Genomic DNA, 17,180 nt, shown 5'->3' on the forward strand with positions numbered 1-17,180 from the left:
TGATTTCTTATTAAAACCAAATCTCAAGAAAAGATGGATAAAATAATGAAAACTGTTGCACCAAAAAATAAAAAACTATTTATAATTTACTTTTCAATATTTCTATTACTGTCTTTTCAAAACTCTATGGCAATGGATGTCACCGAAGATACAAGAAGAGCGAGTAGCAATCGCCCCCACAAAAGTGACCCTTATTTGCTTTATGATCTGGTAGAAAAAACCCAATGGAATAAAAATAGAAACAATGACTTAACCGTTTTGAAAGAAATAAAGTCTTTAATAGACCATGGTACCGATATCAATGCCATACACAATGACGAAACACTGCTAGACGTTGCAATTAGAAAAAGCAGTTACTCTATACCACTACTTATCAGTTATGGTGTTTTGTTAGATGTCCCTTCTGCCGACCTTTCATTTACCCCCCTTCAAAGAGCAGCCAAATACTGGAACAATGAACCTGAACATCAGGAGTACTGGAACCTTCTGTCAAGCTACATAAAGGCTGGCGGTAGTTCTTCAATTACAGTGGCGATGAATAATCACAAGTGGAGAAACCGTCTTGTGAGTCTGAGAGAGTCGATTGCCGGACAAGTCTCTTATGAAGTCTCTTATGAAGAGTGGCTGTCGGATACCAGAGAATTACAGCAGCTATTTAAAGAGATTGAGCAAGCCTCCATCGCCAATGGTATCATTCCAGACAAAAGCATCGTGGACCAGGAGAGTGCTTTTGAAGACACACCCCTTCGCGTTGCTATCAGTTCAAATAATAGTATTGCTGTATCAGCATTGATTAAACTGGGCGCCGATGTAAATAAAAGAAATGAAAATGAGATTACACCATTACACTTGTCAGTTATCCATCAACATCCTGAGGCTATAGAACAATTAATTAAAGCCGGAGCCAACCCCTTAGCCAAAGGCTATTTAGGCAACACTGCAATAAATATTGAAAATAATTCCAACTTCTACGGCATGATTCTTTACGCGTTGTCATTACTTTGCCATACACAGACTTACAATCACCTTTCATCCCAGGTTGCGGGTTATAGCTGCCCTGACTTTATTCAAAAAAGATCTATGCTCGAAACCTTTTTGTCTTCATGCAAGGAGGGATCACCCTATTTAGAAGAGCCGGTTTCCCGAAATATAATGAAAACCTGTATTATTCTTATGCCCACGCAGGTTTTAAATGAATTTCTTGGCCAGAAAGATCCTCTATTGTCCGGTATATCAGAAACTAATAACTGGTTTTGGGAAACATTCCCGTCGGTAATTAATGAACTTCCATCAAAAATTGTTATGCAATCTGTGAAGTATGCCATCACCAATAATGACTCTAAGCTGCTTAAACTGATTGTGGATAAAACCAGCATAACACCTGATATTGATAAAGAATTTGCAACTATATTACTGGAGAGCAAACACCCGGAAATCACCAGAACATTACTGATATGGGGCATATACCCTGAGTTAAATAATTCAGTAGGGAGCCGGGATTGCGCACTGGGAATTAAAAATGATTTTGAATGCATACTTTCACTCCCTCTGTCTAATGCAATTTTTAATGGTTATCTGGAAAAGGCAAAAACTCTCATTCAATTTGGTGCCAACCCTGACCATAAGGCCGTTCGACTACTCATGAAAAGACAAGATATAACCAAAGATATGACTCTCCTTCTTCGACTTTATCGAAGGCCGACGCAAAACCCGGACATTAACCACCAACCATCGCCTCAGGAGAAGAAAAATATTCGGTTAATAAAAGCAGTCATGAATCTGGATGTATTTGAAACGGCAGCCAGTCTGGCTAGCGGTGCCAATCCGAACACCCGGCTCCCCTGCTCTGCTGATAAGTGCTATGCAGGCTTGCTGGGAGAAGCGCTTGCTCTTGAAAGACATGTTGCTAAAGCCAGCATTTCCCGCTTGTTACTTTTATATGGAGCCTCAGTCACCTGGATTTTACCATTTAGTACAACTGGATTTGCTTATTCCTGGTGGTCTTTAGCTTATGACAAAGGCAAGAGTTTATTTGCCTGGGACAGTTGGCTTCAGGATAAAGAACTGGCGACGGCTCTTGAATACTTTAATCCATACACGGCGAAGGACAGTGAAACAACAGCTAGTCAGGTATATAGTCTGCTTCAGCGAACTGCAGCCGGTGCTGGAGTGCGCCTGACCAAACGACCTGATATTTTAACCGAGACCTCCGCTTGCCTGAGCCTTAGCCCCGAAATTGGCGAAGAGAGCCAGGTCTGGGTAGATGTTGACTCGACTCCTCCTCATTCAGGCGGCAGCGCTTGCTTCTATAACACCTGTTCTGCTGTTGATTCAAGGTCAGGAAAGCAGAGTGGCTACGACGGAACCTTGTATTGGCAACAGAGCGAGTATGAAATTTTTCAGCCCTATTGCCGGGTGATTGACTCCCAAATGAGTTCTCTTGGTAAGCAAGTACTGAGAGGCTCATAATCGCTGCCAGTACCAGATACAACAACGTAAATTCACCAGTATTTTCATGTACGACAAGGTGATCGGAGAGTTCATCTCACGGATGTAGTATCAACCCGTTTGAAACGTGACCAAAAATCGAGACGCAAGGTTTAAGCTTCTGGTCTAGAATCGTCTTGCCTTGTGCGCAGCGGGTTTCGAAAGATTGATGGGTATTGCATATCATTAACTTTCAGTTACATTCCTTCCGGAACTCGTCTTTCCTTTTATCAGGTTATGTTGACATGAGGCTTAAATCCTAAATGGTCATTTTACGACAATAAAAAACGGACATTTATGACAAACCGGGAAAACCTGTTCTGTTTTGTTCGCCAACCTTTTTTATGTGGCTTGCTGTGGCTGATAACCGCGACAATACACGCTGCCGATGATCCCCCTTATTGGAGTATTTTGGTAGAAACGTCCAGCACTTCACCGGATAAAACGAATATCAACCATTGTCTGACCCATAACATGTCATTTGGATCCCGGGGCATAGATGAAGGTGACGTATTTTCTGTGCTGAACCAGTTTGTGCCTGGCTCTCTGTCAGCGGTTACTTTTAAAGGGGATGATTACGTTCATGATTTGTTTCTTTCCACCTCCCGGAACGATTGGCTTTTGTCCGGTTCCACGATGGAGATTGCCGAGAAACATCTATTAAATGTCCTTCCTGATGAGATCGCCCCGGAGGCACACACCCTGTACATTATTCCGTCTCTTTCAACCGAGTTTTCGTTAGTTCCGTACAACCTGTCACAAGACACTTTGGTTATTGAGTTTTTGCTACCTGAAGAAGACATGCCGCCAGTACTTCCTCCTGACAACAACATGGCGACCTCTGTAACCGCACTAACGGATCGCTGGCGTTTTCAAATTAATCTCGGATTACTCTTTGAGCCGAGGAATATTTATCTGCCAGGTTCTTTTACCCTGTCTTTGCCAGACAGCGGTATTCGTACAAATTTTAGTGATACGTTAACTCCCTTGCCTGAGGCCGTTCAACAAGAGTCCGGCATGGATATCACTAAAGATACGAAAGCCCTTAGTGGTGATGTCGCTCTGGTTATCCATTACCCACCGAAGAAAGCCTGCAAAAACCAGCCCACTCACGAAACCCGCATGTGGATTATGCCCCGGAGCAGCGACACCCTGCCACAGAGAGAGCCTGATGTTTTTCAACTTGAATTTCAGCCTGAGGATCCGCTCTGCGCGGACAAAGGGAAGGCAGATAAGACCAAGCACAGGAATCAGAAGCCCGGAACTATCGATGCAGAGAGGCTTAAGATATTGATTCGAAATTTACTACAAGCGGACTCTTTGATTACCAGGGAATCAACGTTTGATGAAGTAAATCGTGTAATGAACATGATGTTCGAATTACTCTCTCTACAATACAGCCTGCACACTCCACATCTTCAAAATAAATCGCTGAGAAACAATAGAGCTTCAAGACTTCAACAGATTGAGTTAGCCCTGACTAACGGGTTACTCACTGTACTCAGATATTCCATAAAAGATACTCAATTAGGAATACCGATCACAACTTTGCCTGAGCTATTAGAAGAGGGGGTTAAATATATACCATTATCATTGATGGCCGAAATTCTCCCACAGTTCCAGAAATTGCAATACCATGCAAAAAAAGAACACAAACAAATGATTGCGGATATTTATAGCCTTGTCGAAATCTCTCTGATGGATTTTATCAATACTATTAAACTGAACGGAAGTCGCACCAAAGCTAACTCACTGCCTGATATCTGGGACGATTTACGTATCGTAGTGAAGAGCTTTGCAGACTGGGATGAGGGCCTGATCAATAATGACACAACGGGAATTGGGGTCATCTACTACTTAACGCTCTTTGCCATTGAAATACCCGATGTGGATATGATCTTTTTTCTTTGCGGCAAGGCCCACAGACTGTTCAAAAAAACAAAAAACCCGCGGTATTTCAATGTGGATACTGAGGGCCCCCTGCAGCACCTCAAAAGGACTTACATGGCCGCCTGGACAGTACTTCAGAACTTATTGCCCAGACAGGATATCTCTGTACCTCAGCTCAGGCAATTAATTAAAGATGCCAGCCAAATCGGGATTAATACAACATCCTGGTCATCCGAGGTGGATCGGTATGAGCAGGCAAAGAACGATGCCATTGCAGCGAACCGGGAAGCTAATGCCGCAGAATGGGAAAAGAAAGTGAGCATTGCCGAAGAACACGGCAGGCAATTGCTGACTTTGATTGACAGGGAGCAAGCGGAGCTGGCGTTGTTGCGGGAACAACGGGATAAAAAACAAACATCCTTCAGAAAAAAAGGGAGTCGCCTGATTCCCCGGAAAAAGGAGAGCCCGGCTGCCGCTGAATCAGAAGAGCAAACAGACGCTGATACTGATAAGCCTCATGAGGTCGAACCTGAGTGGCAAAGGTTGTATCGGGAAGGGGTTGAGGTGTACAAGAAGGACGGTACTGAAGCGGCTCTGGAATGGTTTGAAAAAGCACTGAACGCCCAGCCTGATGAACTTTCACGGGCAAGAATTTTTTCTGCCATGGCCGATTGTCACTTTGTACCCGGGGAAAAAGTGCTTAAGAGTTTATACGAAAGCTACAATAAGGCACTGACATTTCACCAGCAGATGTTACAAGATGCCCGGCAACAGCAAAGGCCAGGGTTAGACAAAAATGCGCTGAATGAGTTGTCTTACCAGTTCCTTGAGGACACTAAAACACTGCTCGAACCCATAAAGCAATCGATCAGATTTCATGCAGATGCTTTGGAATCGCTATCACGGATTGACATACATTCTCACGAAGTCGACAAAACAGAAGCCGAGCGTCTGTTGCTGATTCTTATTAAGGAGTGTGAACAGCTCAGTTCAATGTCAATCCGTTTGAGAAAGGGGAACGATGCCCTGACCGAAACCTATCGTCTCAGAAAAGAAGTCATTGAGACGTTGATAAATAGCGGAGCAACTAAAGTATCAGAGGAAACAATAGTCCGCCAGAGACTTGAAGCAGACAGAGAAAAAATGTCTTCATCTGACAGAACAAAAGGTAGAAATAAAGGCAAAAGCAAAGGCAAAGGCAAAAGCAAAGGCAGGAGTAAAGGGACTAATGGCGGGCAAAAAGAAGATGCTCATAATCAGGATCAAGAGGGTCTTAGTCGCCATTGTGAGAGCATCGCTAAGGAAGTCAATAATTTTGAGGAAGTGGCCACCAAAGCCCGGAAACTGCTGGATAGTTGGAAACGCAGAGAGTCGTCAAACACTAAATGCTCTAAAAAAGACTGGAAGAAAATTCGTAAATTAATGACATCGGACAACCCGCTGGGCAAGGGGCTTCAGGAGAAACTGCTTATATCAGACAAGTTGCGCAATTATTTGTCGAGCTTTACCTTAACGCCGACCCAGCCTGAACGCTCAGAGAAGCTTGATGATTTCTTGCGTACGCAGGAATTGGAAGAAGTTGATATCCTGGGGGATCACTTTTGCCTGTTCAATGCCATTATGCGCTGGCTGCAGGTGCACCCGGAAATAGCACCTCACGTAGATCGCGCAATGACGGGGCGGGAGCTATTTACCATGCTGGCGCCAAAGGGGGTACAGTTAGGTCAGATATTTCCCCAGCATCTCGAGATGCAGGCCATCGCCAGTGCCTTTACGGAAACAGGTGCTAATTATCGAGCCTGGGGAACCGCCAGTATGGTTCATCATTTGATCGCTCCCTGGCTGGATATTCCTGTACTGGTGCTTTCCGAAAGCGATGTTTATCAGGCAGGAGCGGTTAATGGAGTCCTGTACGAATCAGGTAATGCCCTTCCTTTATTTCAAGGCGAGATAGAGAATATTATGACAAGTAATACAATGGTACTCATCCATAGACGGAATCACTGGCAGGTCGCCATACCTTCGGCAGCTTCTCGTTACAACACGGAAAGGCAAACGGGTGATTCGCAATGTCCGGCATCTTCTTGCCAGAGCTTTCAGCAGCAGTAGAAAAGCAGGCACCACGAAATTCAAAAAATCGAGACGCAAGGTGTAAGCTTCTGGTCTAGAATCGTCTTGGCTTGTTCGCAGCGGGTTTCGAAAGATTGATGGGTATTGCATAGCATTAACTTTCAGTTACATTCCTTCCGGAACTCGTCTTTCCTTTTATCAGGTTATGTTGACATGAGGCTTAAATCCTAAATGGTCATTTTACGACAATAAAAAACGGACATTTATGACAAACCGGGAAAACCTGTTCTGTTTTGTTCGCCAACCTTTTTTATGTGGTTTGCTATGGCTGATAACCGCGACAATACACGCTGCCGATGATCCCCCTTATTGGAGTATTTTGGTAGAAACGTCCAGCACTTCACCGGATAAAACGAATATCAACCATTGTCTGACCCATAACATGTCATTTGGATCCCGGGGCATAGATGAAGGTGGCGTATTTTCTGTGCTGAACCAGTTTGTGCCTGGCTCTCTGTCAGCGGTTACTTTTAAAGGGGATGATTACGTTCATGATTTGTTTTTTTCCTCCTCCCGGAACGATTGGCTTTTGTCCGGTTCCACGATGGAGATTGCCGGGAAACATCTATTAAATGTCCTTCCTGATGAGATCGCCCCGGAGGCACACACCCTGTACATTGTTCCGTCTCTTTCAGCCGAGTTTTCGTTAGTTCCGTACAACCTGTCACAAGACACTTTGGTTATTGAGTTTTTGCTACCTGAAGAAGACATGCCGCCAGTACTTCCTCCTGACAACGACCTGGCGACCTCTGTAACCGCACTAACGGATCGCTGGCGTTTTGAAATTAATCTCGCATTACTCTTTGATTCGAGGAATATTTATCTGCCAGGTTTTTTTACCCTGTCTTTGCCAGACAGCGGTATTCGTACAAATTTTAGTGATACGTTAACTCCCTTGCCTGAGGCCGTTCAACAAGAGTCCGGCATGGATATCACTAAAGATACGAAAGCCCTTAGTGGTGATGTCGCTCTGGTTATCCATTACCCACCGAAGAAAGCCTGTAAAAACCAGCCCACTCACGAAACCCGCATGTGGATTATGGCCCGGAGCAGCGACACCCAGCCACAGAGGGAGCCTGATGTTTTTCAACTTGAATTTCAGCCTGAGGATCCGCTCCATCCGGTCAAAGGAAAGGCAGATAAGACAAAGCAAAAGAGTCAGAAGTCCGAAACTTTTGAAGCAGCGCAGTTTGATTCATTAAGTCAGTTTTTACAAAAAGAGCGCATACTTATTATCCGGCAATCAACGTTTGATGAGGCGAATGATGTAATGGAAATGATTCTCGCATTATTTGCTCAACAATCCAGCCTGGAAGCTTCACGCCCCAGAACTCAATCGGAGAGGACAAAAAAACGTAAACGGCTTAAAGATTCTGAGGCAGCCTTGAGTCAAGGCTTACTCAATGTGCTCCAATATTTTTTAACAGATACTAAATTAGGAGTGCCGGTCACTACGTTACCTGAGCTTTTAAAAGAAGGCGTTAAATATATTCCACTGTCATTGATTGCAGAAATTCTCCCACAGATCCAGAGCTTGCAATACCATTCACAAAAAGAGCGCGAACAAAACATACAAATGATTGCGGATATCCATAAGCTTGTCGAAATGTTGCTGCTGGGAATTATGCGAGCTAAAGAGTTGAACGGCAATCCGGAAATAGTCCGCTCACTGTCTGACATCTGGGACGATTTCAGTACAGCAGTGAAAAGCCTTGCAAACTGGAATGAGAGTATGATCAATAATCAGGAAGGCGGCTTTTTGGTCATCTACCACTTAATGCTCTTTTCCATGGAAATACCCGATGTGAATATGATCTTTTTTCTTTGCAGCCAGGCTCACAGTTTGTCCCAGAAAAAAAAGATCCCACGGAATTCCAATAACGATGCTGAGCCCCCCCTGCAGAACCTCAAAAATATTTATATGACCGCCTGGACAGTACTTTATAACTTATTGCCCAGACAGGATATCTCTGTACCTCAGCTCAGGCAATTAATTAAAGATGCCAGCCAAATCGGGATTAATACAACATTCTGGTCATCCGAGGTGGATCGGTATGAGCAGGCAAAGAACGATGCCATTGCAGCGAACCGGGAAGCTAATGCCGCAGAATGGGAAAAGAAAGTGAGCATTGCCGAAGAACACGGCAGGCAATTGCTGACTTTGATTGACAGGGAGCAAGCGGAGCTGGCGTTGTTGCGGGAACAACGGGATAAAAAACAAACATCCGTCAGAAAAAAAGGGAGTCGCCTGATTCCCCGGAAAAAGGAGAGCCCGGCTGCCGCTGAATCAGAAGAGCAAACAGACGCTGATACTGATAAGCCTCATGAGGTCGAACCTGAGTGGCAAAGGTTGTATCGGGAAGGGGTTGAGGTGTACAAGAAGGACGGTACTGAAGCGGCTCTGGAGTGGTTTGAAAAAGCACTGAACGCCCAGCCGGATGAACTTTCACGGGCAAGAATTTTTTCTGCCATGGCCGATTGTCACTTTGTACCCGGGGAAAAAGTGCTTAAGCGTTTATACGAAAGCTACAATAAGGCACTGACATTTCACCAGCAGATGGCACAAGATGCCCGACAACAGCAAAGGCCAGGGTTAGACAAAAATGCGCTGAATGAGTTGTCTTACCAGTTCCTTGAGGACACTAAAACACTGCTCGAACCCATAAGACAATCGATCAGATTTCATGCAGATGCTTTGGAATCGCTATCACGGATTGACATACATTCTCACGAAGTCGACAAAACAGAAGCCGAGCGTCTGTTGCTGATTCTTATTAAGGAGTGTGAACAGCTCAGTTCAATGTCAATCCGTTTGAGAAAGGGGAACGATGCCCTGACCGAAACCTATCGTCTCAGAAAAGAAGTCATTGAGACGTTGATGATGACCGGAGCAAATAAAATATCAGAGGAAACAATAGTCCGCCAGAGACTTGAAGCAGACAGAGAAAAAATGTCTTCATCTGACAGAACAAAAGGTAGAAGCAAAGGTAAAGGCAAAGGCAAAGGCAAAGGCAAAGGCAAAGGCAAAGGCAGGAGTAAAGGGACTAATGGCGGACAAAAAGAAGATGCTCATAATCAGGATCAAGAGAGTCTTAGTCGCCATTGTGAGAGCATCGCTGAGGAAGTCAATAAATTTGAAGAAGTGGCCACCAGTGCCCGGAAACTGCTGGATAGTTGGAAACGCGGAGAGTCGTCAAACACTAAATGCTCTAAAAAAGACTGGAAGAAAATTCGTAAATTAATGACATCGGACAACCCGCTGGGCAAGGGGCTTCAGGAGAAACTGCTTATATCAGACAAGTTGCGCAATTATTTGTCGAGCTTTACCTTAACGCCGACCCAGCCTGAACGCTCAGAGAAGCTTGATGATTTCTTGCGTACGCAGGAATTGGAAGAAGTTGATATCCTGGGGGATCACTTTTGCCTGTTCAATGCCATTATGCGCTGGCTGCAGGTGCACCCGGAAATAGCACCTCACGTAGATCGCGCAATGACGGGGCGGGAGCTATTTACCATGCTGGCGCCAAAGGGGGTACAGTTAGGTCAGATATTTCCCCAGCATCTCGAGATGCAGGCCATCGCCAGTGCCTTTACGGAAACAGGTGCCAACTATCGAGCCTGGGGAACCGCCAGTATGGTTCATCATTTGATCGCTCCCTGGCTGGATATTCCTGTACTGGTGCTTTCCGAAAGCGATGTTTATCAGGCGGGAGCGGTTAATGGAGTCCTGTACGAATCAGGTAATGCCCTTCCTTTATTTCAAGGCGAGATAGAGAATATTATGACAAGTAATACAATGGTACTCATCCATAGACGGAATCACTGGCAGGTCGCCATACCTTCGGCAGCCTCTCGCTACAACACGGAAAGGCAAACGGGTGATTTGCAATGTCCGGCATCTTCTTGCCAGAGCTTTCAGCAGCAGTAGAAAAGCAGGCACCACGAAATTGAAACAGATTTGATTCATTACCCGATATGAGCCAGATCAAGTTTAATATTAAAAGCCACCTCGCTTTAAAGTAAGCAGCCAAAAATTCCTGAACAGATGCCGATACACTGAACAAAGCCATTTATAGGAAAAGGTGGAACATGCCTGTAAACAGTGCAACCAACGGTGTAGGGGGAGTCCAGCAAAATACCAGCACACCGGATATTCAAGAGCAGCAACCAACAAAAAGTAAATGGGGCAGAAAACTGCGAGCTTTCAGCCCTAAACGTTCATGGCCGGTAACTGGCCACCCCGAAGCATGAAAATATTGAAGCCTTCATCCAGACTTGGAGTGGGCGGCAAGGCCTGATCATGGTCGACAAATTTTTCAGAGGCTTTTGACCCTGAACCTAAACTGACCTGGACGGATCGCTCGTACCCCTAATCGTTTCCCGCCTTACGACGTTGAACGGATAGTAAAAAGACCTCTGCTGATCCTCGGCTTATGGCCCACGATCAATCCATCAGACCTTGCCATCTTCCATGATCCATAGGGAGATTAGTCTGATGCAGTCAATTTTGAAATGTTGTGCTGGCCTCGATGTTCACAAGATGATGGTCATGGCGACTGTTCAGACCGAAGATGAAAACGGCGAAATCAAAGAGATCACTCAGTCGTTCAAGACGTATCGACGTGAACGCAGGAAGCTTCGCGACTTCCTGGTGAAACATCAGGTTGAGCTCGTAGTCATGGAAAGTACTGGCGTTTACTGGAAATGCGTTCACGAAACTCTGATTAAAGCAGGCCTCAAGGTCTGGGTTGTCAATGCCCGTCACGTCAAGAATGTGCCCGGTCGCAAGACTGATGTCCAGGACAGTCAGTGGCTGGCAACACTGGGTCGGTGTGGTTTGCTTCGCCCCAGCTTTGTACCGCCCCCTGATATCGAGCAGCTGAGGTTGCTGTTTCGCCGTCGTCAGAAACTGGTGGGGCAGCTTGCCGGTGAAAAGACCCGTCTGCATAAAGTTCTGGACGATGCCGGCATCCGTCTCGGTGGTGTAGTGAGTGACATACATGGCAAGTCCGCACAGGAAATGATTCAGGGACTGATTGACGGCCTGCCTCCGCAAGAGCTGGTGAAGTTTGCCCGTGGCAAGCTGAAGAGCAAAACCAAAGAGTTATTCGACAGCATGGAAGGCTCGCTGTCTTCAGCACATCTGACAGTGCTTAAGAGCATCCGGAAACATATTCAGTATCTGGATGATGAGGTTGCCGAATTGGATGCGGGAATACGCAATATTGTACAAACTCAGTACCGGGAACCCTGGCAGCTATTGCAAACCCTTCCGGGAGTCGATGAGATCGCAGCAGCAGGGTTGATTGCTGAGATCGGTGATGACATGAGTGCCTTTGGCAGCCGGGAGTCTCTGGCATCCTGGGCAGGCCTATGTCCGGGCAACAATGAAAGTGCCGGTAAGCGTAAGAGTGGTAAAACTCGTAAGGGCAACCAGTCCTTACGACGGCTGATGTGTGAGATCAGTCAGGCAGCTGTAAAGACCAAAAGCCAGTTCAAAGGCAAACATCAAAGCCTGACCATTCGCCGTGGATATAAGCGCAGCATCATTGCCATCGGACATAAAATGTTGCGGGTGATCTACTGCATCCTCACCAGGCTTACGCCCTACAAGGATCCAGAGATTGATTACGAAGCACTGACGGTTCACAGGAATGCACCGCGCTGGTTACAGATGCTCCAGAAATATAATTATCTGCCAGCTTTAACTAAAGAATAAAAGCTCATCAGAGGCTGCGAGTAAGAACCTTGCCTGTCGGTGAGGATGGAGTGCTTTGCGAGTTCGGAGCACTATTTTCATAGTAAAAACCTGTTTATTGGAAAATCCAAAAAGAATACCCCCTCCTCACCTCTTGACGCATCAAAAAAGCTTGATGACTTCAAGATCAAACCAAACGATCCCAAGGTTTACGTTCAGAAAATGCCGGATGGCACCTATAGTTACACCTTTAATAAATCCGGCAAGAAAGCCAGCAAGGGGTTTTTAAATCAACAGAAAAATATTCTGCATGAGAAAGGGTACACGCCCGAACAGGCAACAGACTTTGTCGAGAAACTTAGCCAATCAACCGGGAAGCATCGGGCTGTGATTAAAGACGCTGTCGGTAAAGCGCCTTTCGTGGACAGCCAACGTCAGGCATGGGCTGAATGGGCCGAAAATAGCCTGATACAAAAAGGGTATTCACCAGAGGAAGCCAAGACACGATCCTTTAACTTACTCAAAGAAGCAGGAACCCGATTTAACAGAGTAGAAACGGTTATTAACTATACACCCTTAACACAAGCCAGGAATGACGCTATAGAAGCGGAGATGCAATACATTGAAAACAACGTAAAACCATGGGCAACTGAAACCCTTGAGAAAAAAGGATTCACTCCGGCGGAAGCCAGAGAGCTGTTCGACAATCTGATGCATCAGGCCGGAGGGAGTATTGAACAGGTTACCGCATACGTAGAAAATCAAAAGCCCAGGGACAATGTGCAGGAAACAGCAGAGGATATGTCGCAATCCGCCATTGAAAACTCCATAAAAGAAGATCAGAAAAATCTGGAAACTCTGGGGCTCAGCAGCGATGCTACAAGAGCCGAGGCAAAAGCCGCCTACCACAAACTGGCGTTGAAATATCATCCTGATAAAAGCAGTGGTCAGGAAGCTGAAAATACATTTAAAACGATTAGTACGGCATACTCAGCTCTTAAGCAATCAGCTACTTTTGATAAAAACCCCCCTGAAACTTAACAATTTTTTGAACCTTTATCTCATTCCAAAGCATTTCTCTGCCCAAGGGAAACCATTCAATAAACACTGCTCAAGCTCCTCCTGTTGGGTATCGCTTTGCTCTACCCAACCTACAACCCAGAGCCCGGCAAGTGCAACTTCCGCCCTCTCAAATCCATAATAGTCACCCTGAAAATCCATAATAGTCCAAGATAAAATCCATAATAGTCTGTCTGAAAATAATGGTCGGGCGACGGGTATTGAAGTCAAAGCGGGTATGACCATCAAACGCGAAATGTTTGCAACTCAGGAAATGTTGATTGAAGCGGGCAGCATTCAACGGGGAGTTATCATTTATAACGGAGACAGAGTTTTACCTTTTTCAGACAACCTGACAGCAGTTCCAGCCGGTTACCTGCTGGGTTGACTGTAAAGAGACCGTTAACCTTTTAACAATGAAGTAAATACTTGTTAATACAGATGTTTATTATCCTGACTTCATGCATACTCGGCAGTGTATTCAATTTTTTTCGCTTTTTGTTGTCTGAACGAAAGGCCTTATCACTGCTTTATTACCTATCATGAAAAAGTTTTTTGAAGCCAGCTACATCGCCCTGCTTGCCGCTACCAGCACTGTTACCTTTGCTACCGAAACCTCTGAAGCCCAGAACATGTCCATTGACATGTTTCCGGAAGCCATGAAAGGCTACACTCGCCATGTTATCCGCTTACCTAAACTGGAGGGTGAAGCTCGCCTGGATCTGCTTCCGAGCCAGGTGGTTCAGGGGGATTGCAATATACAATCAGCAAATGTTGCAGTGGAAAAAGGCAATGTTGAAGGATGGGGCTACTCCTACTACAAAATCAGTGAGTTTAACATCAATCCTGTGATGACGATGATGGCCTGCCCGACCGGAGTTCAAGAGATGAAAGTCATTGCCGGCAATGATCAACTGCAGGACATGCGCTACAACGATCGTATGCCTCTGGTGGTTTTTGTAGAAAACGGTATGACTCTGGATTACAAAATCTGGCGGGTAAACCCTGAAGAGGCCAGTATTGAAGCGCCTGCAGGGTAATTTTTCAGATTAAAGGAACACGGGGAGTTTTCAGAAACTCCCCCCGACAATCAACCACCCAAAGCCATGGCCCTGCCCTTCACCTTCTGAAGCGAAAACAAATAGCCCGTTAATTTTTCCTTCGCACAAAAATCCTGCCAGTTTTTATAAGGTGGCCTGCCCCGGAAACGGGCGTATTCATTCAACTCCAGCACCACATCATCATCACAGACAATCACCTTGTCACCTTCAAACCGGAGGCTGACATAATGACCGGAAGTCGATGAACTGCCGCGATGACACACAATACCTGTCATGTCATATTCCTGATTTTCCGGTTCACTGTCAGGACCAGGTGCAATGGGTATGCGAACCCGTCTGCCAGAGTAAGCCATTAAAGTCGCGGCTTCGTCGTTGAGCTTGTTGGCCGCGCCATTTTCAAACCCAAAAATTTTCATTTGCAGCATAAGCCGGTCCGGTGGCTGTTGACCAGAACTGACAAACGCCTGCTGCTTAAGCGTATCCACCTGATCCCCGCCTGCCAGACCAACCTTCGCTTTATCAGCCCTGTCCCATTTGAACTGATTAAATTCATCCAGTTTTTCCGGCGATAGATGAGCCGAAACGCAACGGCTAATGGTTTTGGAACCCTGCCGGTTCACGCTAATGGGCAGAAAGGCATTCCCGCCTTCATCCGCCGTTTTTCTCAGTCTTTCTTTGCCCTGATAGATCATTTTTTTATGGTCATAAAGATGCACACTGCATCTGGGGTGCTGATTCAAGCCAAAAATTTCTGTAAGGTCATTTAAAAACTCGTGTGGGTCCTGCTGGGGAATCAGAGCGGGGCGAAGATTATCAGGCTGCTGGTCAGCAAGAATGAAAGGCGCTGATTGTCTGCCCGTTGTCTGACTGTATCTCAGGTAGTCCTGCATAAACTGACGTTGCAAATTGACCAGTGCAACAGGGTGACTTTCACGGTCGTTAATCGCATCACACACATTCAGAAAGCTTTGCTGAAGCTGAAGGTAGAGCATTGTCTGGTCTTCAGTCAGGCCAGCGGGTTGATAATCAAGAACCACATCCGACAACTCAGGAGCAGCCATCTGAATGGCAATCATCTGCAGGGAAGCATTCATAAAGCAGTTATTTCCCCAGTTATAAAGCCCTGACGCCCGGGGCTCCATGCCTGCCTCGCGAATTTGATCGATGCCGGTTCTCTCCGGTACAACATCTTTGTATTTACCCACCGTTTTAAAGGCGTTTAACAGCGCCTCTTTGCGCATCTGGGTTCTATTTTCAGGCGTGTTTAACTGAGCATAGATATCTGCGTCTAATCCGGCGGAATTCAACTCCATTGCATCGTCTTCAAGCGCGTTTGAATGAAGCAGAACCGGGTACATGTCTGGCGTAAACCGCACATTGATCAGGTCCTGGTACTGTTGCAGCTTGCGAAAGTGCCTGAGTGAGCTGACCGCCTGATCATCATTGACCGAGCCATCAGGTAACCCGGCAAATAACTGCCTGAATTCACCTTCCGACTGAACCAGTGGCGTCCCGGTAGCATCCTGTTCACCCATCAGCCTGATCATCAGGCGCTGATTCCCTGCTGATGCGGGAGTATGATTTTCCTGCACTGTCTGGGGTTGCCGAAGATCATTCAGTAATCCGTTACCGACTGCCAGCTCAGGCCTTAATGCCAGAGCCAGTTCCGTAAATGTCTGGACAGCGTAACTGACATCACCTTCTTTCAGCAGGGCTTCAACCATGTTGCTGTTTAACAGGTCATACTCTGTTGCCAGCTTATAGTCTTCAGCTTTTATCTCTTCGGAGTGATACCGAATGACCTCAAAGGCCAGCTGCCGTTTTATCTCAGGCGACTCTTCAGCAGCGGGCGTTCTGACTTCTGGTGCGTTCGGTCGAGGTATCTGGCTGGTATTGCTGCCTGCAACAGGTGCAGCTCCCCGGTTACGCAAAGGCTTTGTCGTCTGCCGGTTATGAGATTGAGCCTGCAATCGTCGTGTGGTGCGTGTTTTTTCCTGGGCCCTCTGGATAATGCGATCTGTTTCCAGCCTCTTCAGCTCGTCCTGCTGTTGGTCTATTTTCTTATTCAGAACTTCCATGGCGCTTTTGAATTTGGGCTTACCCAGAAAAATTCTGGCCAGAAAAGACCGGTCTGAATGTTTCTGGCTTAACTGCAGTATTTCTTTTGCCTCATTTTTCAGAAAAACCGGATACTTTTCCTGCCAGTCATTCGGGAAGTGCTGCTGAAAAACGCTTTTCAGCTTATCCATTGCCTTGTTGACACCCGCATGGTTATTACTAAGAACCATTTCCAGCAGGACAATTTCCGCCTGATGAATCGAACTGATCGGGTCACCCTTATAGCGATTAACCAGATTTTTGCACTCTTCACGGCTAATGACTTTTATTGAGCGCTGCTTCAGGCCAGTATCAGCCAACGCCTGCTGCCCATGATTTGTTGGAAGTTTTAACTTGGCATTTAATGTCTGCCGGCGATCAATAAACAGTTTGACAGCCCGGCCAAACTTTTTTGCCCCCCTGCTCTGCCAGAATACTCCCTTGCCTTCCGTACCAATCTGATTATTTTCTGAAAAGTGCAGAATATTGCCCGCTAATTGACTATCCACAATACCAGAGCGGTTGAAAGCATCGGGACTAAAGGGCTGTGTCATCTGTTTTGAGCCTGCCTGACGGTTATTCATTAATCAGGTTATCGGTTGACAGGCTCTTAACTTAGGGAAGCGGCACTGAACAACATACCAGCTCCTCCGTCATTCCCGCGCAGGCGGCTCTTGTAAAGGAGAGAGTACCACGGCAGTGGATCCCCGCCTGCGCGGGGATGAGGATGGGATATTTTTTGCTGTATCGATGCGGCC

8 protein-coding genes are annotated in these 17,180 nt (G+C 46.0%); 7 read left to right on the forward strand and 1 reads right to left on the reverse strand.

All coding sequences use genetic code 11. The features are described 5' to 3' along the window. The first annotated feature begins 45 nt into the window (after positions 1–45). From NX722_RS19420 to NX722_RS19450, 7 genes are all read left to right on the forward strand, one after another. The gene (locus tag NX722_RS19420; RefSeq protein WP_262564513.1) at positions 46–2,469 is read left to right on the forward strand and encodes an ankyrin repeat domain-containing protein; all 2,424 of its coding nucleotides are present in this window, start codon (positions 46–48) and stop codon (positions 2,467–2,469) included. A gap of 315 nt (positions 2,470–2,784) precedes the next feature. Next, positions 2,785–6,486: a tetratricopeptide repeat protein gene (locus NX722_RS19425; RefSeq protein ID WP_262564514.1), complete on the forward strand. Its 3,702-nt coding sequence runs from the start codon at positions 2,785–2,787 to the stop codon at positions 6,484–6,486. A 226-nt stretch (positions 6,487–6,712) separates the two neighbouring features. Next, positions 6,713–10,435, forward strand: a complete 3,723-nt coding sequence (locus tag NX722_RS19430) for a hypothetical protein (RefSeq protein ID WP_262564515.1) — start codon at positions 6,713–6,715, stop codon at positions 10,433–10,435. Positions 10,436–11,002: 567 nt separating this feature from the next. Further along, positions 11,003–12,226, forward strand: coding sequence for an IS110 family RNA-guided transposase (locus tag NX722_RS19435; protein WP_262564054.1), 1,224 nt, complete (start codon positions 11,003–11,005; stop codon positions 12,224–12,226). Positions 12,227–12,271: 45 nt separating this feature from the next. Beyond that, positions 12,272–13,246, forward strand: coding sequence for a J domain-containing protein (locus tag NX722_RS19440; RefSeq protein WP_262564516.1), 975 nt, complete (start codon positions 12,272–12,274; stop codon positions 13,244–13,246). Between the two features lie 256 nt (positions 13,247–13,502). Further along, a complete protein-coding gene (locus tag NX722_RS19445; protein ID WP_262564517.1) occupies positions 13,503–13,652 on the forward strand; it encodes a hypothetical protein in 150 nt (49 codons plus the stop codon). Between the two features lie 154 nt (positions 13,653–13,806). After that, entirely contained in the window at positions 13,807–14,304 is a 498-nt protein-coding gene (locus tag NX722_RS19450; protein ID WP_262564518.1) for an ecotin family protein, read from the forward strand. Positions 14,305–14,354: 50 nt separating this feature from the next. On the opposite strand, the gene NX722_RS19455 is transcribed toward NX722_RS19450, so the two are convergent. Next, positions 14,355–16,976, reverse strand: coding sequence for a ubiquitin carboxyl-terminal hydrolase family protein (locus NX722_RS19455; protein WP_265442372.1), 2,622 nt, complete (start codon positions 16,974–16,976; stop codon positions 14,355–14,357). Positions 16,977–17,180: the final 204 nt, after the last annotated feature.

Origin of the sequence: Endozoicomonas gorgoniicola, from assembly GCF_025562715.2 — a bacterium.
GTDB lineage: Bacteria > Pseudomonadota > Gammaproteobacteria > Pseudomonadales > Endozoicomonadaceae > Endozoicomonas_A > Endozoicomonas_A gorgoniicola.